We start from the raw sequence: 22,973 nt of genomic DNA, 5'->3' as shown, positions 1-22,973 counted from the left end.
CGCCCGGCGGCGGCTCACGCACCTGGTGGGCCGCGACACCAGCCGGCTCGACCCCGCCGAGATCTCCCGGGCGGTGGTGGAGTCGGTCGCCGAGAACACCTCCGACGCCGTGGTGGCACCTCTCGTGTGGGGCGCCCTGGCCGGCGTGCCCGGCCTGCTCGGCTACCGCGCCGTCAACACCCTCGACGCGATGGTCGGTCACCACGGCCCCCGCTACGAGCGCTACGGGTGGGCATCGGCGCGCCTCGACGACCTGGCCAACCTCCCCGGCTCGCGCCTGACCGGCCTGCTCGCGGTCGCGCTCGGCGGCGACCCGCGCCGCGCCTGGCGGGCGTGGCGCCGCGACGCGGCCGCCCACCCCAGCCCCAACGCCGGCGTGGTCGAGGCGGCCTTCGCCGGTGCCCTCGGCCTCCGGCTCGGCGGCCCCAACGTCTACGGAGCGGGCGGTGAGCGGCGCACGGAGCACCGGGCCGTCCTCGGCGACGGCCCGGCGCCCGGCGTCGCGGACGTGGCGCGGGCGGTCCGGCTCGCGCGCACGGTCGCGCTCGGCTCCGTGGTGGCCGCGGTCGCGGTCGCGTCGCGGGGAGGAAGCCGGTGATGGCGCTCTCGTCCTGGACCCGCCGCGACCGGCTCGAGGCGGCCGTCCTGCTCGGCATCGTCGCCCTCATGCACGTCGTCGGCTTCGGCCTGCTGTTCGGCCTGGTCGGGCCGCACCAGTACACCGTGGGCGACCAGGTCCTCGGCGTCGGGCTCGGCCTCACGGCGTACACCTACGGCGTGCGGCACGCGTTCGACGCGGACCACATCGCCGCCATCGACAACACCACGCGCAAGCTCCGGGGGGACGGCCGGCGGCCGAAGTCGGTCGGCTTCTGGTTCGCCATGGGCCACTCCGCGATGGTCTTCGTGCTCGCCGGGCTGGTCGCCGTCGGGGCGCACGTGGTCGGGGCGCTCTCGACCGACGGCTCCCGGACGAACGCGACACTCGGCCTCGTCGGCACCCTGAGCTCCGGGTGCTTCCTCTACCTGATCGGCCTCCTCAACCTCGCCGCGCTCGTCGGGATGTGGCGGGTCTGGCGCGGGCTGCGGCGCGGGGAGTACGACGAGCGCGAGCTCGAGTCCCAGCTGGCGAAGCGCGGTCTGCTCGCGCGGATGCTGGGCGGTCTGACGCGGGCCATCTCCCGGCCGATCCAGATGTTCCCGGTCGGCGTCCTGTTCGGCATCGGCTTCGACACCGCCACCGAGGTGGCGCTCCTGGTCCTCGCCGGGACCGGGGCCGCGGCCGGGGTCCCGTGGTACGCGATCATGGTGCTGCCGCTGCTCTTCGCGGCCGGCATGACGCTGTTCGACTGCCTGGACGGGCTCTTCATGAGCGTCGCCTACGACTGGGCGTTCCTGCGGCCGGTGCGCAAGGTCTACTACAACCTGACGATCACCGGCCTGTCGGTGGCGGTGGCGCTGGTGATCGGCACGATCGAGCTGGTCTCGGTGCTCCACGACAGCGGTGGCTGGACCAACCGGTTCAGCGACGCCGTCAGCTCCGTCGACCTGGACCACGTGGGCTTCGTCGTGGTCGGGCTGTTCGTGGTCGTCTGGGCCGCGGCGATCGCGTACTGGAACCTCGGCCGGGTCGAGGAGCGCTGGCAGCCGGCGGGAGACGGCTACGAGGAAACCTCCTAGGGCGCGTCTCCCACGTCCATGGCCTGCTGCGCGTCGCCCATCACGCACTCTCGCGGCGTTGCCGTCGCTCGCTGGACGAGCCAGTACGGCGTCGCTCCGGCGCCTTGCGAGAGCACGCGCTGGGCGACGCTCGCGACGGCCGAGACGTGAGAGACACGCCCTAGCGGCGCTCCCGCACCCAGGAGACCGCCTCGCCCACGGTGTGCACCGTCGGCACACCCGCCGGGCCCTCGGGACGGCGCACCACCACGACCGGCACGCCCAGCTCGGACGCGGCCTGCATCTTCGGCCAGGTGGAGGTGCCGCCGGAGTCCTTGGTCACCAGCACGTCGGTGCGGTGCTCCCGCATCAGGGCTCGCTCGCCCTCCAGGTCGTAGGGCCCACGGCTGGTCAGCAGCCTCCACCCCGGCGGCAGCGTCAGGCCCGGACGGTCGACGACCCGAGCCAGCACCGCGTGGTCCGCCAGCCGGGGCACGAAGCGGGCCAGCTCCTGGCGTCCCACGGTGAGGAACGGCCGCGCCCCGAGCTCCGCCGCGACGTCGGCCGCCTCGTCGTGGTCCTCGACGTAGCGCCATCCGGGAGCCGGCGCCCATCCGGGTCGCTCGAGCCGGAGGAGCGGGACGCCGTCGGCGCGGCAGGCGGCCGCGGCGTTCGCCGTCATCCCGCGGGCGAACGGGTGCGTGGCGTCCACCACGACGTCGTACTCGACCAGGGCCCTGCGGAGGCCGTCGACGCCGCCGAAGCCGCCGATGCGGACCGCGCCGACCGGCAGCCGCGGCTCCGCGACCCGCCCCGCCAGGGAGGAGGTGACGTCGACGCCCTCGGCGAGCAGCCGCGCCGCGAGGTCGCGGGCCTCGCCGGTGCCGCCCAGCAGCAGGAGCCTCATGCGAGCGACGGGGTGGCCCGTCGGGGCGCCCGCAGCAGGTAGACGTCCATCACCCAGCCGGCGGCCGCCCGGGCGCGACCGCGGGCGCGCTCGAGCTCGGGCGCGACCGCGCCGACGCGGCCGGCGACCAGCTCCTCGGAGTCGGTGCCGAGGTTCGCGCCCCACCAGATCGACCACTCCTCGAGGCCGGTCAGGTCGGGGTCGCCACCGAGCATGACGACGACGTTCGTCTGGCCGGCCGCGACGTCGGCGCGCAGCCGGCGCGCGGTGGTCACGTGCACCGGCGCGCCGACCTGGTGCAGCACGATCCGGTGCCGGGCCGCCAGCAGCTGGGGCGCGCTGATGCCGGGCAGCACGTCGTACTCGACGTCCAGGCGCTCGGCGAGCCGCTCGACGACCCGGATCGTGGAGTCGTAGAGCGACGGGTCGCCCCACACCAGGAACGCGGCCGTGCCGCCGCGCTCGCGCAGGACCCGCTCGTACGCCGCGACCCGCGCCTCGTGCCAGGCCGCGACCGCGCCCGGGTAGTCCGCCGGGTCGCGCCGGTCGCGCTCCGGGTCCGGGACGGGGACCACCTCGACGTCGTGCTGCTCGGCGACCACGCGGCGCAGGGCGAGCAGCCCGTCGTCGCTGCTCTTCTGGGCCGCGACGACGTAGTCGCAGCCCCGCAGCGCGTCCCGCACCTCGGGCGTCACGTGCTGCGGTCCCATCCCGATGCCCAGGACCCGCACCCTCACTCGCGGTCCTCGAGGTCGCCCTCGACCTCCAGGTAGACCTGGCGGAGCCGGTCCATCACCTCGGGGTCCGGTTCGGCCCACAGGCCGCGGTCGGCCGCCTCGTGGAGCCGCTCGACGATGCCGCGCAGCGCCCACGGGTTGGACCGGCGCAGGAACTCCTGGTTGGTCTCGTCGAGGACGTACTCCTCCGCGAGCTTGCCGTACATCCAGTCGTGCACGACACCGGCGGTGGCGTCGAAGCCGAACAGGTAGTCGACGGTCGCGGCCAGCTCGAAGGCGCCCTTGTAGCCGTGGCGCTGCATGGCCGCGATCCAGCGCGGGTTGACCACCCGGGCCCGGAAGACGCGGGCGGTCTCCTCGGCCAGCGTCCGTGTGCGCACGGCGTCCGGGGAGGTCGAGTCGCCGACGTAGGCCCGGGGGTCGGAGCCGGTGAGCGCGCGGACGGTGGCCACCATGCCGCCGTGGTACTGGAAGTAGTCGTCGGAGTCGGCGATGTCGTGCTCGGCGGAGTCGACGTTCTTCGCAGCGACCTTGATGCGCCGGTAGTTGGTCCGCATGTCGTCGGCGGCGGGGGCGCCGTCGAGGTCGCGGCCGTACGCGAAGCCGCCCCAGGCGGTGTAGACCTCGGCGAGGTCGGCGTCGTCGCGCCAGGTGCCCGACTCGACGACCTGGAGGATGCCGGCGCCGTAGGAGCCCGGCTTGGAACCGAAGATGCGGGTGGTCGCGCGGCGGACGTCGCCGTGCTCGGCCAGGTCCCGCTGCGCGTGGGCGCGCACGTGGTTGCGGTCCAGCGGCTCGTCCAGCTCGGCGACCATCCGCACCGCGTCGTCGAGCATCGCCACCACGTGCGGGAACGCGTCGCGGAAGAACCCGGAGATGCGGACCGTGACGTCGACCCGGGGCCGGCCGAGCTCGTCGAGCGGGACGACGTGCAGCCGGCTCACCCGACGCGAGGCCTCGTCCCAGTCCGGGCGTACGCCGAGCAGGGCGAGCACCTCGGCGACGTCGTCGCCGCTGGTGCGCATCGCGCTCGTGCCCCAGACCGAGAGCCCGACGCTCGCGGGGTACTCGCCGGTCTCGTCGAGGTAGCGCTGCAGCAGCGACTCGGCCATCGCCTGCCCGGTCTGCCAGGCGAGCCGGGACGGCACGGCGCGCGGATCCACGGTGTAGAAGTTGCGACCCGTCGGCAGCACGTTGACCAGGCCGCGGAGGGGAGATCCGGAGGGGCCGGCCGGCACGAAGCCGCCCTCGAGGGCGTGCAGGACGCCGTCGAGCTCGTCGGTCGTCCGCGCCAGCCGCGGGACGACGTGGTCGGCGGCGAACGCGAGGACGGCCCGGACCGCGGGCTCGTCGTGGAGCGAGGGGACCACGGCGGTGTCCCAGGCGGCGGCCTCCATCCGCTCGACGAGGTCGCGGGCGCGCGCCTCGGCCTCGTCGACCGCCTTGAGGTCCTCGGCGTCCTTGAGGCCGAGCGCGGCGCGCAGCCCCGGCACGGCGTTGCCCACACCGCCCCAGACCTGCGCGGCGCGCAGGATCGAGAGCACGAGGTTCACCCGGGCCGTGCCGGTCGGCGGCTCGCCGAGGACGTGCAGGCCGTCGCGGATCTGGGCGTCCTTGATCTCGCAGAGCCAGCCGTCGACGTGGAGCAGGAAGTCGTCGAACTCCTCGTCCTCCGGCCGGTCCTCCAGCCCGAGGTCGCGGTGCATCTCCGCCGACCGCATCAGCTGCCAGATCTCGCCGCGGACCGCGGGCAGCTTCGCCGGGTCCATCGCCGCGATGTTGGCGTGCTCGTCGAGCAGCTGCTCCAGCCGGGCGATGTCGCCGTACGACTCCGCGCGCGCCATCGGCGGCACCAGGTGGTCGACGATGGTGGCGTGCGCGCGGCGCTTGGCCTGCGCGCCCTCGCCCGGGTCGTTGACGAGGAACGGGTAGACCAGCGGCAGGCTGCCGATCGCCGCGTCCGGGCCGCACCCGGCCGAGAGGGCGGCGTTCTTGCCGGGCAGCCACTCCATCGAGCCGTGCTTGCCCAGGTGCACCACCGCGTCGGCCCGGAAGCCGTGCTCGAGCCAGCGGTAGGCGGCGAGGTAGTGGTGGCTCGGTGGGAGGTCGGGGTCGTGGTAGATCGCGACCGGGTTCTCCCCGAAGCCGCGCGGCGGCTGGATCAGGACGACCACGTTGCCGGCCTGCAGGGTCGCCAGCACCAGCTCGCCGTCGTCGTTGACGAACAGGCTGCCCGGCGACTCGCCCCACGCCTCCACCATCGCGTCCCGCAGGTCGCTCGGGAGCTCGGCGGTCCAGGCGTCGTACTCGGCCTTCGTGATGCGGACGTGGGCGTCGGTGAGCTGGGCGGAGGTGAGCCACTCCTCGTCCTGGCCACCGGCCGCGATGAGGGCGTGGATGAGAGCGTCGCCGGCCTGGGTGTCGTCCTCGAGGTCGAGCAGCGGCAGCACCGGGTTCTCACTGCCGAGGTCGTAGCCCTCCGCCCGCAGCCGGCGCAGCAGGCGGATCGCCGAGACCGGGGTGTCGAGCCCGACGGCGTTGCCGATGCGGGCGTGCTTGGTCGGGTACGCCGACAGCACGATCGCGAGCCGCTTCTCGTCGTTCGGGACGCGACGCAGCCGGGCGTGGTTGACCGCGATCCCGGCGACGCGTGCCGCGCGCTCGACATCGGCGACGTAGTGGGGAAGGCCCTGGTCGTCGACCTCCTTGAACGAGAACGGCGCGGTGATGATCCGGCCGTCGAACTCGGGGATCGCGACCTGGGTGGCCGAGTCCAGCGGCGTCACGCCGTCGTCGGACGCCTCCCATTCGGCGCGGCTGCTCGTGAGGCACAGGCCCTGCAGCACCGGGATGTCGAGGGCGGCCATCCGCTCGACGTCCCACGCCTCGTCGTCGCCGCCGGCGGTCGCGGCCGCCGGGACGCTCCCGCCCGCGGCCAGCACCGTGACGACGAGCGCGTCCAGCGTGCCGAGCGCCTCGTACAGCTCGTCGGGCGCCGAGCGCAGGGAGCCGGCGAAGACGGGGACGCCGACGGCCCGGCCGGTCGCGTCCACGGCGTCGGCCAGCGCGTGGGCGAAGGCGTTGTTCCCGCTCGCCTCGTGGGCCCGGTAGTACAGCACCCCGACGCGGGGGAGTGCGGGGTCGGGCTCCGGCCGGGCGGCGTACCCCCACGCCGGGACGGCCGCCGGCGGATCGAACCCCTCGCCGGTGAGCAGCACCGTGTCGGAGAGGAAGGCGTGCAGCTGGGCGAGGTTCGCCGGCCCGCCCTCGGCGAGGTAGCGGTGCGCCTCGGCCGCGACGCCGATCGGGACGGTCGAGAGCTCCATCAGCTCGGCGCTGGGCTGCTGCTCGCCCCCGAGCACGACCACCGGAATGCCCCGCTCCCGCAGCTCGCCCACCCCGGGCCAGAGGTCGTGCGGAGAGCCCAGCAGCCGGACGACGACGAGGTCCGCGTCGGCGACCGCGCCCGCGAGCTCGGCATCGCCGGCGCGGCTCGGGTTCGCCCAGGCGTACGACGCCCCGCTGGCCCGTGCGGAGAGCAGATCGGTGTCGGACGTGGACAGCAGTGCAAGGCGCGCAGGCGCGGCCATGGCCGGTTCCTCCTCCGGGGTTCTCGCCCCGTCCATCGGTCGGATACGCCCGCGGCCAGTGTCTGGCTGCATCCCGCGAGCGGGATGTCACAGTGGCGGAACCGCCCCGGAGTCGCACCGGGTTCCTGCACCACAGGCAGTGGGCAGCCTACGGCAGCCCTGAGGGTCGCCACTCGTCGGCGGGACGACCGTGAGACGGGTGTGCTGCGGTCCCGAGCGCGACCGGATGCGGCACATCCCCCAGACGTGGGATGCCGGCGGAGGTCGGCAGTGCGAACGTGACTTGCTGCGAGTGCAGAGCGCGAGCAGCCGACCGAGGGCATTGCGGAGGTGTCTCCATGCCGACCCAGACCGTTCCTACCGTGCGCCTGCCGTCCGGCGAGGCCATCCCGGTCATGGGCCTGGGCACGTGGCACCTGGCCGAGAACCGGGACCGCCGACAGGCCGAGATCGACGCCCTGCGACTCGGCCTCGATCTCGGGCTCCGGCTGATCGACACCGCCGAGATGTACGCGGACGGTGCGACGGAGACGCTGGTGGGCGAGGCCATCGCAGGCCGACGGGACGACGTGTTCCTCGTGAGCAAGGTGCTGCCTGCGCACGCGACGTACGAGGCAACCGTCAAGGCGTGCCGCAGCAGCCTCAAGCGGCTGGGCACGGACCGGCTCGACCTCTACCTGCTGCACTGGCGTGGCCCGGTGCCCCTGGAGGAGACGGTGCTCGCCTTCGAGGAGCTGATCCGACTGGGCCTGATCCGGTACTGGGGCGTCAGCAACTTCGACATCGACGACATGGCCGAGCTCATGCAGGTGCCCGGTGGTGCGGCGGTGCAGACGGACCAGGTGCTCTACAACCTGATGCGACGGGGCGTGGAGTTCGACCTCCTCCCTGCGCTGCAGGAGGAAGGCATTCCCCTCATGGCCTACTCGCCGATCGAGCAGGGTCGGCTGCTTCCCCACTCGGTGCTCGCGACGGTTGCGGACCGACACGGAGCCACCCCGGTGCAGGTCGCACTGGCCTGGCTCATGACGCGCGACGGCGTCACCGTGATCCCCCGCGCGAGCTCGGAGCACCACGTCCGGGAGAATCGCGCGGCGATCGAGCTGGTGCTGACCGAGCAGGACCTGCGCGCGCTGGACGCGGTCTTTCCGCCGCCGCGCACCGCACAACCACTGCAGATGATCTGAGCAGCGTCGGTCAGACGTTGTCGACGATGTCGCTGATCCGGGCGGCCAGCTCGATGTCGAGCTCGGTGACTCCGCCACGGGAGTGGGTCCAGAGCAGGTACGTCGTGCCGTCCTGGTCCTCCTCCACCACGGCGTGGTGGTTCAGCTGCTCCTCGACGCGGGCGATCCGCTCGCGGACGTCGTCGGCCACCTCGGCCGGCAGGCTGACCGTGCGGCGGATCCGGTGCTCGTCGCCGGTCCACCCGGGCAGCTCCTCGAGCGCTCCCTCCACCTCCTCGCGGGTCAGCACGGGCGGGGCCGCAGAGTCGAGCCGGGTGGGCGGCGTGGGCGGGGTGGGCGACGCGGTGGCCTCTCCCGAGCGGGCCGGGGGTCGCGTGAACAGGTCGCCGAACTCGTCGGGCAGCTCGGCGCGGAGGGTCTCGGCGACCGCAGGATCCATCTCGGCGACGAACGACAGCACCGCCTGAGCGACGTACCGCGCTCGCTCCGGGTCGTCGCCGGGGACCGAGGAGACCGTCGCCAGGAAGGACGCGAGCCCGGGGTCCTCCACCGGCGTCGTCGACTCGGTCACGATCTTGGCGAAGCCGCGCGGCAGCAGGCCGGCCAGGCGCGCTCGACCGTCGGGGCCGACCCGGCGGGCCACGCCTGCCAGGACGCTCTCGGTCTCCCTCTCGACGCGGTCGAGGTCGTCACGACCGGCGCGCTTGGCGACGGCGTTCACCAGTGCCTTGTGTCCGATGGCCATGTCTGTGGGCCGCCTTTCAGGGTGCGCCACAGCACCCGTTCACCTCGGTGGCCTCCACGTAACGCCGGTGGACGACCACCGCGCAATCGGCAGAGCTGCCAGTAGACCGGTCCGGCACGCCGTGCACAGACTGCCGGGAGCCCGACCGAAGGAGTTGAGGGGTCGTGACGTACGACGAGTTCATCAGGTCGGTGGCCGATGGTGCCGGCATCTCGCAGGCGGAGGCGGAGCGCCTCACCGCCGCCACCTTGCGGACGCTGGCAGAGCGGATCACCGGTGGGGAGGCCGATGATCTCGCGGCGCAGCTTCCCGAGGAGCTGAAGCCCTCCCTGACAAAGCCGGGCGAGGAGGCCGAACGGTTCGACGTCGACGTCTTCGTGGCGCGGGTCGCCGAGCGCGCCGGGACCGATCCGGACCAGGCGCTGGCGCATATGGGCGCGGTGTTCGCCACCCTCCGCGAGGCGGTCTCGCCCGGAGAGCTCGACGACGTCGCCGCCCAGCTGCCCGACGGCCTGCGGGACCTCCTCGGCTTCCACTGACGGGGCGGGTGTGACGTCACCGACGTTGGAAAGCCCTCCCGCCGACCTAGGCTCGACACGAGGGTCTCGTCGCTCGCCGCGACGGGGCCCGGTTGGTCGATCCCGGAAGGTGGAGGCGATGACCTGCCTCGTGTGCAAGTCGGACACTGTGGAGGGCCACTGCCCCAGGACCAGGCCCGGGTGTGCCTGGTACCGATGCGTGAGCTGCACCACGGTCGTCGACGTCGCCCGGCGGATCCTCTGGCTGCCGTCCCACCAGGTGGTCCGGTACGGCTGAGCCGGAGGACACGCCCCCCGAACACGGGATGTCCCGGCCTGCCGGCCGACCTAGCGTGGTGCGTCGGTGCATCTCTCGTGAGAGGAACGGCCATGAGCACATCGGCCCCAGACGACCAGGCTGCCGATCAGGCTGCCGATCAGGCTGTCGACCAGGCTGCCGACCAGGACGGGAGCGGTCCGGGCGGCATCGATCCGCGGGTCCTGCTCCACGACCTCGCGAACAGCATGGCGCTGCTGCCGCAGGAGCCGCCGCCCGAGGGTGAGGAGCTGCCCGAGGGCGCGATCGCGCTGCCGGTGATCGAGCAGGACGGCACGCGGTACGTCCCCGTGTTCACCTCGGAGGAGGCGCTGCGCGCTGCCGGGGCAGACTCCTCGACCGCCCTCGAGATGCCCCTCGCGCAGCTCGCGGAGACCTGGCCGGACGAGAACCTGTGGCTCGCCGTCAACCCCTCCACCCCGGAGGGCCTGGCGATCCCGCCCGAGGTGGTCCGGGCGCTGCCCGGCTTCGTGCATCCGGCGGGCGACGCGGGGGCCGCGGTCCAGCAGGACCAGCAGGGCCAGCAGGGCGACGCGGGACAGTCGGGCTAGCCGGGCGCCCGTGTCACGACCGCGCGACCCGGGTACCCGCCGGACCCGTCCCCGGCCCAGCCGCTGACAACCAACTGGAGGGTGCTGCCATGCGCTTCCCGCTGTCCGTCCTCGATCTCGCTCCCATCGCTCGCGGGGACACCGCCAGCAGCAGCATCGCGGCCACCGTCGCCCTCGCCCAGCGCGCGGAGGGGCACGGCTTCCTCCGGGTCTGGTACGCCGAGCACCACAACATGCAGCACATCGCCTCGTCCGCGACCAGCGTGCTGATCGCGCACGTCGGCGCGCAGACGAGGTCGATCCGGCTCGGTGCGGGCGGGATCATGCTCCCCAACCACTCGCCGCTGGTCATCGCCGAGCAGTTCGGCACTCTCGAGGCGATGTACCCGGGCCGGATCGACCTGGGTCTGGGCCGCGCACCCGGCTCGGACCAGAACACCATGTACGCGCTGCGGCGGGACCCGAAGTCGTCCGACACGTTCCCGCAGGACGTCCTCGAGCTGCAGGCCTACCTGGCCGGGGAGTCCCGGGTGCCGGGCGTCGACGCGGTCCCGGGCAAGGGTGCGCGGGTGCCGCTGTACATCCTCGGCTCGTCACTCTTCGGCGCCCAGCTCGCTGCGGCGCTGGGCCTGCCCTACGCCTTCGCCAGCCACTTCGCGCCGCAGGCGCTCGAAGCCGCCGTCGCGACCTACCGCCGTGAGTTCAAGCCCTCCGCGCAGCTGGGCGCGCCGTACGTCATCGCCGGGGTCAACGTGATCGCGGCCGACACGGTGGCTCAGGCGGAGGAGAACCTCGAAGCCGTCCGCCGGACGATCGCGGTCGGCCTGTTCGGGCGCGGCCAGACCTTCACCGACGAGGAAGCCGACCGCCTGCTGCAGCGGGGCGCCGGCGAGCACATCGACCAGATGCTCACCTACGCCGCCGTCGGAACCGCGCGTGAGGTCGCCGACTACCTCGAGGCGTTCCGGAGCAAGGCCGACGCCGACGAGCTGATCACCGCCCACCAGGCGCCCACGAAGGAGGGCCGGCTGCGGTCGGTCACGTTGACCGCCGAGGGCATGGGAGCCGACCGCGTCTGACGCGGGCGCAGGAGCGGACGCAGGACGAGAGCTCAGCGGGGCTTGGCCCGCAGCTGTCGGTTGCCCTTGGGGTCGCGCTTGGTCTTCTCGTCCTCGAGCTGCCGGACGAGCTCACGCTTCGCGGCCGCGAGCGCGCCGTCCAGGTCCGGGTCGACGACCCTGGCCACCAACGGCGGGTATCCGGGCAGCTCGGCCCGCAGGGTGACCTGCTGCTCCCTCTTGCCGCGCTCCTTCACCGAGACCTCCACGGTCACGCTCGCCGGGTCCCAGCGGGACAGGTGCGTCTCGAGCGTGGCCAGGTGGCGGCGCACGAGTGGACGGTCGGCTTCCGAGAAGCCGCCGCTCAGCACCAGCACCTCGTCGAGGACTCCGGTCCGAGAGCTCTCCGCTCGGGGACTTTCGCTCTCACTCACGCTGGCCTCCTCTGGACGGCTGCGCTGCAGCCGGTGGCTTCACTGGTCGAGCTCGCCGGTCAGGCCTTCGCGCCGACGAGGCTCGAGTAGTCCTTCGGGAGCTGGGTGAGGACGTCTTCGAGCTGCTCCCGCGGGGTCTCCTCGCGCAGCGTGGCGAACACCGCCCGGATGCCGGCTTCCGCCCGCTCCGGGTCGGTTCCTGCGCGCTCGGCGACCCGACGGACGAACTCCTCGGCGCCGAAGCGCTGGGCGGGTTCGTCGGCCCCGGTCAGGTGCGGCTCGAGCTCGGCGGGGACGTACCTGGCCAGCTGTGCCGCCTCGCCGCCGCTGATCCGCTCCGCCAGCGTCTGCAACGTGGCTGCGGTGAGCGCGCCGGCGGCCTGGAGGCTGACGTCGGCATGTCCTCCTACCTTCGTGATGAACTCGTCGTACTTCATCGCACCACCCTCGGTCGGTGTGCGGGCGGCCCTCGTCACGTGGCTCGGTCGGCGGTGTCCTGAGTGGTGTCCTGGTCGTCGCTCGTCGCGGCATCTCCGAGTGCTCGCACCAGCTCCTTGGCGTCGTCGCCGTCGAAGTCCTCGATGATCTCGACCGCCACCGCGGTGGGCACGAACTCGTCCGCATCCGGGTCGTAGTAACCCTCCAGGCGTTCGACCAGGACGACGAGCTCGCCGTCGTCGCCCGCGTCGACGTCGTCGGCGACGCTGTCCAGCGCCGTGGCGCGGCTGCTGTCGCTGTCGTCACCGGTGCTGCGCCGTGACTCGGCCCGGCCTCGGAGGAATCGGGAGAATGCATCGCGCAGGGCCATGAGGGCGGTCCCTTCCGGACTCGGGGATGAGGCTCAACTCCCGAACCATGCTGGTCCGGCGCCGGGGGGCCGTGCATCCCGCGAATCCGGTAGTCGGGCGACCCCGTTCCCGGGCGCTCGCGAGGAGCCTCGTCAGCCGCCACCGGAACGCGGATGGTTGCTTAGGTCGGGGCGGTCGGGGTACGACGGGGAGCATGACTACCGACCCGGGCTTGCCGGAGGCCGATCCGGCCGACGTCGCTGAGCAGCAAGAGGACGTGGCGCCTCCCCCCGACGACGAAGAGGCGCACGTCGAGCCGGACGAGCCCCCGTGGGAGGCCGACGAGGCGGACGTCGCCGAACAGCGGACGGAGGTGCCCGGCATCGAGGACGACCTGGGCGAGGACTGATCCTCGCCCGGCCCGTACCCAGGGCTCGACGTCAGCCGGCCGACCTGCGGTCGGACGCGGTCGCGATCCCCTCACCCCACCGCGCGCCCTGCTCGTAGGCGAGGGGGTAGACGGCGCGGGCGCGGTCGGGGTCGAACAGGGCCAGCGGTCGGACGCCGACGATCGTCGCCATCTCCCGGTTCGGCCGGATCATGTGGATGCTGGCCTCCGGGTGGCGGTCCTGCCACTGGCCGAGCTCGCGCTGCAGCAGGGCGCCGGCGATCCGGCCCATCGCACCCATCACCCGCCCCGCCAGGGGTGCCACGACGATGACCCGGTCCGCCTCGTCGGCCGCGTCGACCGACGTGGCCGACCACATCCCGCCGTCGACGTACCAGCGACCGGCGACCCGGTGTGGCGGTAGCAGGCCGGGGACGGCCGACGAGGCGGCCACGAGGTCGGCCAGCGGGTAGGTGCCGCCGTCGAGGATGTGCCGGCGCCCGGACCGCAGGCTGACGGCGGAGACGGAGACCAGAGGATGGGTGGCCTCGCCGAAGGCCAGGCGGGCGATGTCGGCCAGGATCCCGGGGCGCCTGGCGGGCACGGTGGGCACCGGCAGGTCGGCGAGGTCGTCGTACGACAGGCCGAGGGCCAGCGCCGAGGCGGTCCAGGACCCGGCCGACGTGCCCAGGGACGGCGCCGCGGCGACGGGCAGGCCAGCAGTGGCCAGGCCGGCGGCGACCCCGGCCGTGTAGGCGATGCCGACGACGCCGCCCCCGCCGTACACCATGGCCAGGGGGTGCCGGTGCTCGAGCAGCGCCGGATGGCCGTCGACCCCCACCCGCGCGTGTCGTCGGGCCATCGCAGCCTCCCGGGGTTGCCTCCGTCCCCAGCGTGCCGGGCTCCCGGCGCGGCGATCAGGGCCGGAATCCCCGGCGCCCCCTCGCCATAGGTCCCGCGTCCGGGCCCTACTTCTTGTGCCAGTACGGGTTCGGCACCCGGCGGACCAGCTTGCCGATCTTGTCGATGCGGTGCTCGGGGTTGCCGTAGCGGTCGGTCCAGTAGTTGCCGCGGGCGTGGTCCTCGGGCGTCGCGCAGGTCGAGATCGTGATGTAGCCGAACCGCGGCTCGACGCCGGGGTGGCCGGGCACCGCGGCGCGCTGCTTGCGCAGCGACTCCGCGGAGCGGAACGACACCCAGCGGGTCCGGGTGACGCGGTAGACGTAGCGCCAGCGGCCGGAGTCGACGAGCACCTTGGCGCCCTTCTTCAGCGACGGGGTGTGGTGGAAGATCCCGCCGTGCGCGGTGCGGTGGGCGGTCACCTGGTAGTTGCCGATGCCGCCCGGCCCGATGCCGCCGTGCGGTCCGTACGGCGCGGCCGCGATGCCGCGGTTCTGGATCCGGGTGCCGGGACCGTCGTCGGTCTTCCCGCGATAGGCGACGACCAGCAGCCGGTGGATGCGCGGCCGCGCCGGGATCGTCAGTCGCGCGTCGCGCGGCTTGCCGCTGCTGTAGTGGACACGGGGATCCGAGCCGGTGCGAGCCGAGGCGGAGGCCGGAGCCGGCGCGCCGGCCAGGGCGACCGCGGCCGCGACGGTGGTGGCGACGAGCGCGGCGCCGGGTCCCGAGAGAGGTGAACGCATGCCCTGCTGTGACCGGTGGCGGCGACCCGCATGCGTCGGACTAGGGCAGGCCCAGCAGCCAGTCGGCGACCGGCTCCCCGGCGACGTCCGCGCGGAACATCCCCAGGTGGTCGACGTCCGGGACGACGTCGACGGTCACCGGGTGGCCGGCGTGCTCGAGTGCGTTGGCGAACTGGATGGTGAAGTCGACCGGCACCGTGGGGTCGTCCTCGCCGTGCATCAGCAGCACGGGTACGTCGGGGCGCCGGTCGGCGCGCACGACCGGGTTCGCGTTCTGCCAGGCGTCGGGGGCTCCGTCCGGGCCGACGTCGAACAGGGCGGCCGCCACGTCGGGCATCCGGCTGATGTCGTACGGGCCGCTCAGGCCCACCAGGGCGTCGGGCTCCACGGCCGGCGCCCGGCAGGGGAACGAGAAGTCGTCGTACGTCAGGACCGCGAGCGCCGCGAGGTGCGCGCCGGACGAGTGGCCGAGCACCGCGACCGGGTCCGGGCGGTAGCCGCGCGCCTGGAGCCGCTGCACCGCGACCGCGACGGCGCACAGGACGTCCTCGACGGGCACGGGGTAGACGACGCCGTCCTCGGCGGCCCGGATGCGGATCGGCGCGGCGGCCACCCCACGCGCGGCGAGGTCGGCCGCGAGCGGCGCGAGTCCGGCGGGGTCGGAGGTGGTCCACGAGCCGCCCGGCACCATCACCACCAGGGGCACGCGGCCCCGGCCGCGGGGCAGGTAGACGTCCTCGGTGAGCCCGGCGGCGTACCGGATCGTCAGCGACGGGTCGGACGCCGGGGTCTCCGGCGACCACGACCTCGCCGCCGGGCCGGAGCCCGCGCAGGAGCTCAGGGCGAGGAGCAGCGCCAGCGCCGGTGCGGCGGTGCGGGCAGGCATGGACCACCACCTCCCGACCATTCTCGGGAGGCGGCGGCCCGGGTCGCCAGGGTCCTTGGACCCGCGGATCTGCCAGAGTTGCCCCGTGGCGGAGGCGATCGACGAGCACCTGGTCGACCGGGTCCGGTCGCTGCCGCCGGCCAGCACGTCGTACGACGGCGACCCGGCGGTGCTGCTCGACCTGCTCGACGCCCAGCTCCAGTCCCGGCACCTCGACCTGGCCGCGCGCCGGCTGCAGGCGCAGGGGGAGGGCTTCTACACGATCGGCTCGGCCGGCCACGAGGCGAACGCCGCGGTCGGGCTGCTCACCCGGGTCGACGACCCGGCGCTGCTGCACTACCGGTCCGGCGGGTTCTACGCCGCCCGGGCGGCCCGGCACGGCGGCACCACGCCGGTCCGCGACGTGCTGCTCGGCCTCACCGCGGCCGCCGCCGACCCCGTCTCGGGCGGCCGGCACAAGGTGTTCGGGCACCCCGCGCTGCACATCGTCCCGCAGACGTCCACGATCGCCTCGCACCTGCCGCGCGCCGTCGGCCTGGCCTTCGCGCTCGGCAACCTCGCGGACCTCGCCCCCGAGCGGCGCTGGCCCGAGGACGCCGTCGTCGTCTGCTCCCTGGGCGACGCGTCGGTGAACCACTCGACCGCGCAGGGCGCGCTCAACGCGGCGGGCTACCTCTCCCGCCGCGGGCTCGACGTCCCGCTCCTGGTCGTGGTCGAGGACAACGGTCTGGGGATCAGCACCCCCACGCCCGAGGGCTGGGTGGCGGCCACGCTGGGCGGTCGGCCCGGCATCGAGTACGTCGCCGCGCCCTCGCCGCGACCGGACCGGCTGCTCGCCGACGTGGCCCGCGCCGTCGACCTGGTGCGCGAGCGCCGGCGGCCGACGGTGCTGCACCTGAGCACGGTCCGGTACCTCGGGCACGCCGGCTCCGACGTCGAGCTCGGCTACCGCACCCAGGCGGAGATCACCCGCGACCTGGAGCTCGATCCCCTGCTCGCGACCGCGGCGTACCTCGTCGAGCAGGGGGTGCTCACTCCCGGCGAGGTGCTCGACCGCTACGAGCGGATGCGCGCCACGGTGACGGAGGCCGCCGCCGCGGTCGTCGGCGAGCCGCGCCTCGCGTCCCGGGCCGCGGTGGTCCGGCCGCTGCACGACCCGGACCCGCGGCCCGTATCGCCCGCGACGCCGTCCGCCGTAGCGCCGGGGGAGCCGCTGACCCTCGCGCAGTCGATCAACACCGCCCTCGGGCAGGTGCTCGCCGAGCGACCGCACGCGATCGCGTTCGGGGAGGACGTGGGCGTCAAGGGCGGGGTGTACGGCGTGACCCGCGGCCTGCGCAAGCGCTTCGGCGGGCGCCGCGTCTTCGACACGCTGCTCGACGAGCAGACCGTGCTCGGCACCGCGCTCGGCACGGCGCTGGCCGGCCTGCTGCCGATCCCGGAGATCCAGTACCTCGCCTACCTGCACAACGCCGAGGACCAGCTGCGCGGCGAGGCGGCGTCCCTGGCCTTCTTCTCCGACGGGCAGTACCGGAACCCGATGGTGGTCCGCGTCCCCGGCCTCGCCTACCAGAAGGGGTTCGGCGGCCACTTCCACAACGACAGCTCGCTCGCGGTGCTCCGCGACGTGCCCGGCCTGGTGCTGTGCGTGCCCAGCCACCCAGCGGACGCCGCGCCGCTGCTGCGCGAGTGCGTCGAGCTCGCCGAGGCCGAGGGCCGGGTCTGCGTGGTCGTCGAGCCGATCGCGCTGTACCACTCCCGCGACCTGCACGAGCCCGGCGACGCGCTCTGGACCGCGCCGTACGACGGCGCCGGGCCGGGCCGCGGTGCTCGCGCGCACGGTGACGGGCCCGACCTGCTGGTGGTGACGTTCGGCAACGGCGTCCCGATGTCGCTGCGCGCGATGCGCGCCGCCGGTATCGACGCGACGGTGTTGGACCTGCGGTGGCTGGCGCCGCTGCCGGCCGACCAGCTGGCGGCGTACGCGAGCGGCTTCGACCGGGTGCTGGTGGTCGACGAGACCCGGCGCTCCGGAGGCGTGGGGGAGGGGATCGTCGCCACGCTGGTGGACCGCGGGTACGACGGGCGGCTGGGCCGCGTCGCGGGCGCGGACTCCTACGTCCCGCTGGGCCCGGCGTCCCGGCTGGTGCTGGTGACCGAGGAGGAGATCGCCGAGGCGGCGCGGGGGCTGCTGGGGGTGTAGGAACGTCCCATGACGACCCTCCCCACCCAGGCCGAGCTGGCGGCGCTCGCGCTCGAGACCGCCCGGCGCTGCGGCGTCGACACCGACGCCCTCGCCGGCGACGTGACCACGACGTCGCCGATCAACGGGCTCCCGGTCACGAGCCTCGCGTGGCAGGGCGCGGCCGAGGTCGACGCCGCGGTGGCGCGGGCGCAGGAGGCGTTCCTCGCGTGGCGCCGGGTGCCGGCCCCGGGCCGCGGTGCGCTGGTCAAGCGGTTCGGCGAACTGCTCGCCGAGCACCGGGACGACCTGGCGACGCTGGTCAGCATCGAGGCCGGGAAGATCACCTCCGAGGCGCGCGGCGAGATCCAGGAGATGATCGACATCTGCGACTTCGCGGTCGGGCTCTCCCGCCAGCTGTACGGGCGCACGATGCCGTCCGAGCGGCCCGGCCACCGGCTGATGGAGACCTGGCACCCGCTCGGGGTCGTGGGTGTCGTCTCCGCGTTCAACTTCCCCGCGGCCGTGTGGTCGTGGAACACCGCGGTGGCCCTCGTCTGCGGCGACCCGGTCGTCTGGAAGCCCTCGGAGCTCACGCCGCTCACGTCGCTGGCCTGCCACGCGGTGCTGCAGCGGGCGATCGCCGAGCAGGGCGCCCCGGCCGGCCTCTCGCAGGTGCTGCTCGGCGGCCCCGAGGCCGGCGAGGCCCTGGTCGGGCACCCGGGCGTCGCGCTGCTCAGCGCCACCGGCTCGACCCGGATGGGCCGGGCCGTCGGACCGCGGGTCGCCGAGCGGTTCGGCCGCTCGCTGCTCGAGCTCGGCGGCAACAACGCCGCGGTGGTCGCGCCGAGCGCGGACCTCGACCTGACCGTCCGCGGCATCGTGTTCTCCGCCGCCGGCACCGCCGGCCAGCGCTGCACGACGATGCGGCGGGTGATCGCGCACCGCAGCGTCGCCGACGAGCTGACCGACCGGCTCGCGTCGGCGTACGACCGGTTGCCGATCGGCAACCCGATGGCCGCCGGCACCCTCGTCGGCCCGCTGGTCAACCGGCGCGCGTACGACGCGATGACGTCGGCGGTGGAGCAGGCGCTCGCGGACGGCGGGACGCTGGTCGCGGGCGGCGGCCGGGCGCTGGCGGACCTCGCGCCCGAGGCGTACTACGCGCGCCCGGCGATCGTGCGGCTGGAGAAGCAGTCCGACGTCGTGACGCGCGAGACGTTCGCCCCGCTGTTGTACGTGCTGCCGTACGACGACTTCCGCGAGGCGATCGACCTCAACAACGCGGTACCGCAGGGGCTGTCGTCCAGCGTGTTCACGTCCGACGTCGCCGAGGCCGAGCTGTTCCTCTCCGCGGAGGGCTCCGACTGCGGCATCGTCAACGTCAACATCGGCACCTCCGGCGCCGAGATCGGCGGCGCCTTCGGCGGCGAGAAGGAGACCGGCGGCGGCCGCGAGTCCGGCTCGGACGCCTGGCGCGCCTACATGCGCCGGGCCACCAACACCGTGAACTTCTCCGGCGAGCTGCCGCTGGCCCAGGGCGTCGACTTCACCGTCTGAGCCGTTCGCACCGGGGTCGTACGCTGAACTGATGGGCACGGACGCGGGGCTCGGACCAGCGGCGCTGGTCGTCAACACCGCGTCCCGGCGGGGTGCCGACGCGTTCCCGGTGGCCCGGGAGGCGCTTCCCCGGCACGGCATCGAGCTGGGCCTGACGCGCGCCGTCACGGATCCCTCGACCCTGCCCGACGTGGTGCGAGAGGCCGCGACCTCCGGGTATCGGCTGGTCGTCGTCGGTGGTGGGGACGGCACCCTCAGCGGTGCCGCGGGGGTCCTGGCCGGCCTGCCGCGGCCGTACCACGCGGTGCTCGGCGTGCTGCCCCTCGGCACCGCGAACGACTTCGCCCGGACCCTCCACATCCCCCCGGACGTCGAGGCGGCGAGCCGCGTGGTGGCCACGGGGAAGGTCGTCGACATCGACCTGGGACGCGCCAACGACAGGGCGTTCCTGAACGTCGCCTCGCTCGGGCTGTCGGTGGAGGTGGCACGCGAGTCGAGGCCGGCCCTCAAGCGCTGGCTGGGGCCCGCGGCCTACCCGGTCGCCGCCCTCCTCGCCTACCGGCGGCACCGTCCCTTCCAGGTGCGGTTGGAGTTCCCCGACGGTGAGCAGGAGCCCCTCGACCTCGGCGACCTGCTGCAGCTCGGGGTCGGCAACGGCCGCCACTACGGCGGCGGTGCCACGGTTGCTCCGGACGCCGGCATCGACGACCACCTGCTGGACGTCTTCGCGATCGAGAAGGGCCGGCTGCGCGACCACGTGACCATCGCCGGCCTGCTGAGAAGCGGCCGGTTCGTCGAGCACGAGAAGGTCCGGCACCTCACCACCACGCAGGTGGTCGTGACCACGGACGGCGGGGAGCAGGAGGTCAACCTGGACGGCGAGATCGGCACGGCCACGCCGGCGCGGTTCCGGGTCCAGAGCAACGTCCTCGACGTGGTCGTCCCCCAGCACGCGCGAGACCTTCGGCGCGAGGCCCGACGCGAGTAGGGCGTCGGCCGGCCGTGTGGTCGAGGTAATCCTGATCTCCGGGCTTTCGGCCTACGTTCGTCGGTGGTAGGCGGCGTGGTGTCGGGGGCAGAGGAGTCGGGCGTGTTCGGTGTCGGTGGGTCCACCGTTGGCCCATGCGAGGTCGTGGTGGGTGTGGCACATGGCGGGTGGCCAGTCGCAGCCGGGTTCGGTGCAGTGCTGGTCGCGGAGGGCGATCGCGATCCGCTGGGCGCGGGTGTGGAAGCGGCGTTTGCGGCCCAGGTCGAGGACCTGGGAACGGCCGCCGAGGACGACGGGGAGCAGGCCGGCCTCGCAGGCCAGCCGGCGGGCCAGGGCCGGAGAGATCTTGCCGCCGGTGTCGAGCAGGCAGGCCTGCTGCAGGCGTTCTTCGAGGACCTCGAGGGGGATGGTGACCACGACCGTGGCACCGACGCCACCGGTGGCGGGTAGGTCCTTGTCCCGGATGCGTTCGATGAGCTCGCACAACGCGCGGCCCAGGGCCTGGGGTCCGGGCCGGCGCGGAGCGCCGGCGCCCTCGGTGGCGGTGCGGTGTCGGGGGTTGGTGAAGGCCAGCAGCATCTTGGTCAGCGCGGCGCCGTGGAAGGAGGGGATGGTGAACGTGCCGTGGCACTTGCCGTGCCCGTCGTCGCGGATCTTGAGCTTCGCGGCGACCAGCGCGTCGGCCTCCTCGCGCGCGAGTTGCTCGGCTTCGTAGGCGTCGACCAGGTCCGGGGCGACGACCTCGAGCAGCCGCTTGCCCAACAGCCGCAGCACCCTCGCGTCATGACTGCGGGCTTCGGCGACCAGGTGCCGTTCGGCCTTGTCCACCAGGCCGGGGTCCAGGTCGGCGGGCAGCTGGTCGAGGGCGTCGACGATCACCTGGGCCTGCTCCACCACCAGGTCACCGGCGGCCAGTGCCGCGCGCAGTCGGGTGCGGGTGGCCAGGGCGTGGCCGAGCCGGGTGGTGCGGAGCACGGCGGGGCGGCGCTGGCGGGTGGCGTGTGCCCAGGTGTCGAGGGTCTGGTCGTCGGCGTGTTCGGCGACCCGGGCTTCGAGCTCGGCGGCCCGGGCTTTGAGGCGGGTGATCTCGACCAGGGTGGCCCGGGTCTCCTCGGGGGTCATCGACCACACCGAGGAGTCGGTGACGGTGTCGAGCTCCGCGTGCGCGTGGGCGACCGCCACCGCGATCCGGTGTCGGGGGGTCGCCATCGCTGTCATGGCTCCACTCAAGCACTGGCCACCGACATCGCGACCCCGCAATCGCCTTGTTTCACAGGGTTCTGGGCATTTCGTAGGTAAAGTTTCGGGGCCACTTTCCGTCCACAGGCCACACACGCGCGCGGCCGAGAGCCGGGCGGCGACCGTGGCCACCGCCCGCCGTCCCCGCTGCTGCCTTGTCGGTCGCAACCCCAGGCCACCTGCACGGTTCCGGGGGTCTCGACAAGCTCGACCAACGGGGGCCCGCCGGACGCGGCCGTGAGCCGGGCGGCGACCGTGGCCACCCGCCCGCCGTCCCCGTCGGTGCCTTGTCGGTCGCAACCCCAGGCCGCCTGAAAGGTTGGGGGGTCTCGACGGGCTCGACCAGCGGGGGCCTCGGTGGTTTCGAGGCTCGCTTCGCTCGCACCTCAACCACCGGGTACGTCCGGTGAGTCCCCGTCGCTGCCTTGTCGGTCGCAACCCGACGCCGCCTGCACGGTTCCGGGGTCTCGACGGGCTCGACCAACGGCGATCCAACGGACGCGGCGGTGAGCCGGGCGCCGGCCGTGATCACCCGCCCGCCGTCCCGTCGCTGCCTTGTCGGTCGCAACCCCAGGCCGCCTGCACGGTTGGGGGGTCTCGACAGGCTCGACCAACGGGGGCCCGCCGGACGCGGCCCGTGAGCCGGGCGCCGACAGCGACCACCCGCCCGCCGTCCCCGTCGCTGCCATGTCGGTCGCAACCCCAGGCCGCCTGCAACGTTCCGGGGTCTCGACAGGCTCGACCAACGGCGATCCAACGGACGCGGCCGTGAGCCGGGCGCCGACCGCGACCACCCGCCCGCCGTCCCCGTCGGTGCCTTGTCGGTCGCAACCCCAGGCCGCCTGCGCGGTTCCGGGGTCTCGACGAGTTCGACCACCGGTGACCCACCCACGTCGGGACGGCACAGCGCCCCAAGCCGCACGGCGACCGTCAGCCGGTCACAACCCCGTGTCGTCGGTGGACTCGAACCCGTGCCGGATGCCCCAGGCGACGGCTTCCGAGCGGTTGCGGGCGCCGATCTTGGCGTACGCCGTGCGCACGTAGGTCTTCACGGTGTTGATGCTGAGGTAGGACCGGCGGCCGATCTCGTCGTTGGTGAGGCCGCGGACGATGAAGGTCAGCATCTCCGCCTCGCGCTGGGAGAGGCCGAGGGCCTGGCCGGGCCAGGTCATCACGGCTTCGCCGTCGTCCTCCACGCGCTCCGGCTCGTGGCCGTCGTGGATCGCGACGATCGCCGCGACCAGCTCCTGCGCGCTGGCCCGCTTGCTGACGTAACCGGCGGCACCGGCGCGGCGGGCCGCTTCCTCGGGGTAGTCGTCCCAGCTGTAGACGATGACCAGGGCGTCGTTCTCGGCGACCACCTTGCCCAGCTTCGGGTCGTCCTCGAAGAGCCGGCCGAACGTGTCGAAGAGGATCACGTCGGGGTCGTGGGTCATCGCCACCTCGGTCGTCAGGGCCACGACGTGCACCTGGTCGGGGTAGCTGGCGAGCATCTGGGCCAGCCCGAGCAGGGCGATCTCGTAGTCGTTCGAGAGAGCGACGCGGATCGGCCGGGGGGCGTGGTCCTCCGACAACA

At 73.8% G+C, this 22,973-nt stretch carries 22 protein-coding genes and 1 riboswitch; of the genes, 10 read left to right on the top strand and 12 right to left on the bottom strand.

Annotated features, from left to right (window positions below):
* Together ABD086_RS03270 and nicT are read left to right on the top strand one after the other, a co-directional pair.
* On the top strand, positions 1 to 598 hold a 598-nt coding region (locus ABD086_RS03270; RefSeq protein WP_343905609.1), incomplete at its 5' end, for a cobalamin biosynthesis protein.
* Entirely contained in the window at positions 598 to 1,680 is a 1,083-nt protein-coding gene (nicT, locus tag ABD086_RS03265; RefSeq protein WP_343905607.1) for a Nickel transporter NicT, read from the top strand. The genes ABD086_RS03270 and nicT, both read left to right, overlap by 1 nt.
* Positions 1,681 to 1,840: 160 nt before the next feature.
* Here nicT and ABD086_RS03260 read toward each other — a convergent pair whose 3' ends face one another.
* Genes ABD086_RS03260 through cobN form a run of 3 tightly spaced genes read right to left on the bottom strand, consistent with a single transcriptional unit; the run spans position 1,841 to position 6,893 of the window.
* Complete coding sequence (locus ABD086_RS03260) at positions 1,841 to 2,566, bottom strand: cobalt-precorrin-6A reductase (RefSeq protein ID WP_343905605.1); 726 nt, start codon at positions 2,564 to 2,566, stop codon at positions 1,841 to 1,843.
* Positions 2,563 to 3,303: a precorrin-6A synthase (deacetylating) gene (cobF, locus tag ABD086_RS03255; RefSeq protein ID WP_343905603.1), complete on the bottom strand. Its 741-nt coding sequence runs from the start codon at positions 3,301 to 3,303 to the stop codon at positions 2,563 to 2,565. The genes ABD086_RS03260 and cobF overlap by 4 nt, the downstream gene beginning before the upstream one ends.
* Positions 3,300 to 6,893 carry a cobaltochelatase subunit CobN gene (gene cobN / locus ABD086_RS03250; RefSeq protein WP_343905601.1) on the bottom strand — a complete coding sequence of 1,198 codons (3,594 nt, stop codon included), beginning with the start codon at positions 6,891 to 6,893 and terminating at the stop codon, positions 3,300 to 3,302. The genes cobF and cobN overlap by 4 nt, the downstream gene beginning before the upstream one ends.
* Positions 6,894 to 6,929: 36 nt before the next feature.
* A riboswitch (cobalamin riboswitch) is annotated at positions 6,930 to 7,043 on the bottom strand.
* A gap of 188 nt (positions 7,044 to 7,231) precedes the next feature.
* Between cobN and ABD086_RS03245 the strand changes: the two genes are divergently transcribed.
* Complete coding sequence (locus ABD086_RS03245; RefSeq protein ID WP_343905599.1) at positions 7,232 to 8,080, top strand: aldo/keto reductase; 849 nt, start codon at positions 7,232 to 7,234, stop codon at positions 8,078 to 8,080.
* A 10-nt stretch (positions 8,081 to 8,090) separates the two neighbouring features.
* On the opposite strand, the gene ABD086_RS03240 is transcribed toward ABD086_RS03245, so the two are convergent.
* Entirely contained in the window at positions 8,091 to 8,825 is a 735-nt protein-coding gene (locus tag ABD086_RS03240) for a 4a-hydroxytetrahydrobiopterin dehydratase (protein ID WP_343905597.1), read from the bottom strand.
* 164 nt (positions 8,826 to 8,989) lie between these two features.
* Here ABD086_RS03240 and ABD086_RS03235 point away from each other — a divergent pair, with 164 nt between their 5' ends.
* The 3 genes from ABD086_RS03235 (at position 8,990) to ABD086_RS03225 (ending at position 11,310) form a co-directional block, all read left to right on the top strand.
* Positions 8,990 to 9,364, top strand: coding sequence for a DUF2267 domain-containing protein (locus ABD086_RS03235; protein ID WP_343905595.1), 375 nt, complete (start codon positions 8,990 to 8,992; stop codon positions 9,362 to 9,364).
* A 369-nt stretch (positions 9,365 to 9,733) separates the two neighbouring features.
* Positions 9,734 to 10,231, top strand: a complete 498-nt coding sequence (locus ABD086_RS03230) for an SseB family protein (protein ID WP_343905593.1) — start codon at positions 9,734 to 9,736, stop codon at positions 10,229 to 10,231.
* A gap of 89 nt (positions 10,232 to 10,320) precedes the next feature.
* Positions 10,321 to 11,310 carry an LLM class flavin-dependent oxidoreductase gene (locus ABD086_RS03225; RefSeq protein ID WP_343905591.1) on the top strand — a complete coding sequence of 330 codons (990 nt, stop codon included), beginning with the start codon at positions 10,321 to 10,323 and terminating at the stop codon, positions 11,308 to 11,310.
* A gap of 32 nt (positions 11,311 to 11,342) precedes the next feature.
* On the opposite strand, the gene ABD086_RS03220 is transcribed toward ABD086_RS03225, so the two are convergent.
* The 3 genes from ABD086_RS03220 to ABD086_RS03210 are packed head-to-tail and all read right to left on the bottom strand — an operon-like array spanning position 11,343 to position 12,531.
* Positions 11,343 to 11,723 (bottom strand): HPF/RaiA family ribosome-associated protein, encoded by a 381-nt coding sequence (locus ABD086_RS03220; protein ID WP_343905589.1) that lies wholly within the window; start codon positions 11,721 to 11,723, stop codon positions 11,343 to 11,345.
* A gap of 59 nt (positions 11,724 to 11,782) precedes the next feature.
* Entirely contained in the window at positions 11,783 to 12,160 is a 378-nt protein-coding gene (locus ABD086_RS03215; protein ID WP_343905587.1) for a DUF2267 domain-containing protein, read from the bottom strand.
* A 35-nt stretch (positions 12,161 to 12,195) separates the two neighbouring features.
* Positions 12,196 to 12,531 carry a hypothetical protein gene (locus tag ABD086_RS03210; RefSeq protein WP_343905585.1) on the bottom strand — a complete coding sequence of 112 codons (336 nt, stop codon included), beginning with the start codon at positions 12,529 to 12,531 and terminating at the stop codon, positions 12,196 to 12,198.
* A gap of 194 nt (positions 12,532 to 12,725) precedes the next feature.
* Here ABD086_RS03210 and ABD086_RS03205 point away from each other — a divergent pair, with 194 nt between their 5' ends.
* The gene (locus ABD086_RS03205) at positions 12,726 to 12,920 is read left to right on the top strand and encodes a hypothetical protein (RefSeq protein WP_343905583.1); all 195 of its coding nucleotides are present in this window, start codon (positions 12,726 to 12,728) and stop codon (positions 12,918 to 12,920) included.
* 31 nt (positions 12,921 to 12,951) lie between these two features.
* Here ABD086_RS03205 and ABD086_RS03200 read toward each other — a convergent pair whose 3' ends face one another.
* The 3 genes from ABD086_RS03200 to ABD086_RS03190 all read right to left on the bottom strand — a co-directional run bounded on the left by ABD086_RS03200 (position 12,952) and on the right by ABD086_RS03190 (position 15,428).
* Positions 12,952 to 13,761 carry a patatin-like phospholipase family protein gene (locus ABD086_RS03200; RefSeq protein WP_343905581.1) on the bottom strand — a complete coding sequence of 270 codons (810 nt, stop codon included), beginning with the start codon at positions 13,759 to 13,761 and terminating at the stop codon, positions 12,952 to 12,954.
* A gap of 106 nt (positions 13,762 to 13,867) precedes the next feature.
* Positions 13,868 to 14,542 (bottom strand): sortase domain-containing protein, encoded by a 675-nt coding sequence (locus tag ABD086_RS03195; protein ID WP_343905579.1) that lies wholly within the window; start codon positions 14,540 to 14,542, stop codon positions 13,868 to 13,870.
* Positions 14,543 to 14,582: 40 nt separating this feature from the next.
* On the bottom strand, positions 14,583 to 15,428 hold the full coding sequence (locus ABD086_RS03190; protein ID WP_343905577.1) for a prolyl oligopeptidase family serine peptidase: 846 nt from the start codon (positions 15,426 to 15,428) through the stop codon (positions 14,583 to 14,585).
* Positions 15,429 to 15,513: 85 nt separating this feature from the next.
* On the opposite strand from ABD086_RS03190, the gene ABD086_RS03185 reads away from it, so the two are divergent.
* The 3 genes from ABD086_RS03185 to ABD086_RS03175 are packed head-to-tail and all read left to right on the top strand — an operon-like array spanning position 15,514 to position 20,158.
* Positions 15,514 to 17,631, top strand: a complete 2,118-nt coding sequence (locus ABD086_RS03185; RefSeq protein ID WP_343905575.1) for a thiamine pyrophosphate-dependent enzyme — start codon at positions 15,514 to 15,516, stop codon at positions 17,629 to 17,631.
* A 9-nt stretch (positions 17,632 to 17,640) separates the two neighbouring features.
* Positions 17,641 to 19,170, top strand: coding sequence for an L-piperidine-6-carboxylate dehydrogenase (amaB, locus tag ABD086_RS03180; RefSeq protein WP_343905573.1), 1,530 nt, complete (start codon positions 17,641 to 17,643; stop codon positions 19,168 to 19,170).
* 31 nt (positions 19,171 to 19,201) lie between these two features.
* On the top strand, positions 19,202 to 20,158 hold the full coding sequence (locus ABD086_RS03175) for a lipid kinase (protein ID WP_343905571.1): 957 nt from the start codon (positions 19,202 to 19,204) through the stop codon (positions 20,156 to 20,158).
* Between the two features lie 51 nt (positions 20,159 to 20,209).
* Here ABD086_RS03175 and ABD086_RS03170 read toward each other — a convergent pair whose 3' ends face one another.
* A complete protein-coding gene (locus tag ABD086_RS03170) occupies positions 20,210 to 21,376 on the bottom strand; it encodes an HNH endonuclease signature motif containing protein (RefSeq protein WP_343905569.1) in 1,167 nt (388 codons plus the stop codon).
* A gap of 959 nt (positions 21,377 to 22,335) precedes the next feature.
* Complete coding sequence (locus ABD086_RS03165; RefSeq protein WP_343905567.1) at positions 22,336 to 22,971, bottom strand: LuxR C-terminal-related transcriptional regulator; 636 nt, start codon at positions 22,969 to 22,971, stop codon at positions 22,336 to 22,338.
* Positions 22,972 to 22,973 lie beyond the last annotated feature (2 nt).

The sequence above is a fragment of the Nocardioides aquiterrae genome, from assembly GCF_039526625.1.
Classification (GTDB): domain Bacteria; phylum Actinomycetota; class Actinomycetes; order Propionibacteriales; family Nocardioidaceae; genus Nocardioides; species Nocardioides aquiterrae.
This window is presented reverse-complemented; position numbering and strand designations above follow the sequence as displayed.

What these genes read in the sequence shown, in the direction of transcription:
- ABD086_RS03210 (WP_343905585.1), bottom strand. Translation starts at nt 12,531, where the DNA reads ATGGCCCTGCGCGATGCATTCTCCCGATTCCTCCGAGGCCGGGCCGAG.
- amaB (WP_343905573.1), top strand. Translation starts at nt 17,641, where the DNA reads ATGACGACCCTCCCCACCCAGGCCGAGCTGGCGGCGCTCGCGCTCGAG.
- ABD086_RS03190 (WP_343905577.1), bottom strand. Translation starts at nt 15,428, where the DNA reads ATGCCTGCCCGCACCGCCGCACCGGCGCTGGCGCTGCTCCTCGCCCTG.
- ABD086_RS03170 (WP_343905569.1), bottom strand. Translation starts at nt 21,376, where the DNA reads ATGACAGCGATGGCGACCCCCCGACACCGGATCGCGGTGGCGGTCGCC.
- ABD086_RS03195 (WP_343905579.1), bottom strand. Translation starts at nt 14,542, where the DNA reads ATGCGTTCACCTCTCTCGGGACCCGGCGCCGCGCTCGTCGCCACCACC.
- nicT (WP_343905607.1), top strand. Translation starts at nt 598, where the DNA reads ATGGCGCTCTCGTCCTGGACCCGCCGCGACCGGCTCGAGGCGGCCGTC.
- ABD086_RS03260 (WP_343905605.1), bottom strand. Translation starts at nt 2,566, where the DNA reads ATGAGGCTCCTGCTGCTGGGCGGCACCGGCGAGGCCCGCGACCTCGCG.
- ABD086_RS03205 (WP_343905583.1), top strand. Translation starts at nt 12,726, where the DNA reads ATGACTACCGACCCGGGCTTGCCGGAGGCCGATCCGGCCGACGTCGCT.
- ABD086_RS03225 (WP_343905591.1), top strand. Translation starts at nt 10,321, where the DNA reads ATGCGCTTCCCGCTGTCCGTCCTCGATCTCGCTCCCATCGCTCGCGGG.
- ABD086_RS03240 (WP_343905597.1), bottom strand. Translation starts at nt 8,825, where the DNA reads ATGGCCATCGGACACAAGGCACTGGTGAACGCCGTCGCCAAGCGCGCC.
- ABD086_RS03215 (WP_343905587.1), bottom strand. Translation starts at nt 12,160, where the DNA reads ATGAAGTACGACGAGTTCATCACGAAGGTAGGAGGACATGCCGACGTC.
- ABD086_RS03175 (WP_343905571.1), top strand. Translation starts at nt 19,202, where the DNA reads ATGGGCACGGACGCGGGGCTCGGACCAGCGGCGCTGGTCGTCAACACC.
- ABD086_RS03230 (WP_343905593.1), top strand. Translation starts at nt 9,734, where the DNA reads ATGAGCACATCGGCCCCAGACGACCAGGCTGCCGATCAGGCTGCCGAT.
- cobN (WP_343905601.1), bottom strand. Translation starts at nt 6,893, where the DNA reads ATGGCCGCGCCTGCGCGCCTTGCACTGCTGTCCACGTCCGACACCGAT.
- ABD086_RS03245 (WP_343905599.1), top strand. Translation starts at nt 7,232, where the DNA reads ATGCCGACCCAGACCGTTCCTACCGTGCGCCTGCCGTCCGGCGAGGCC.
- ABD086_RS03200 (WP_343905581.1), bottom strand. Translation starts at nt 13,761, where the DNA reads ATGGCCCGACGACACGCGCGGGTGGGGGTCGACGGCCATCCGGCGCTG.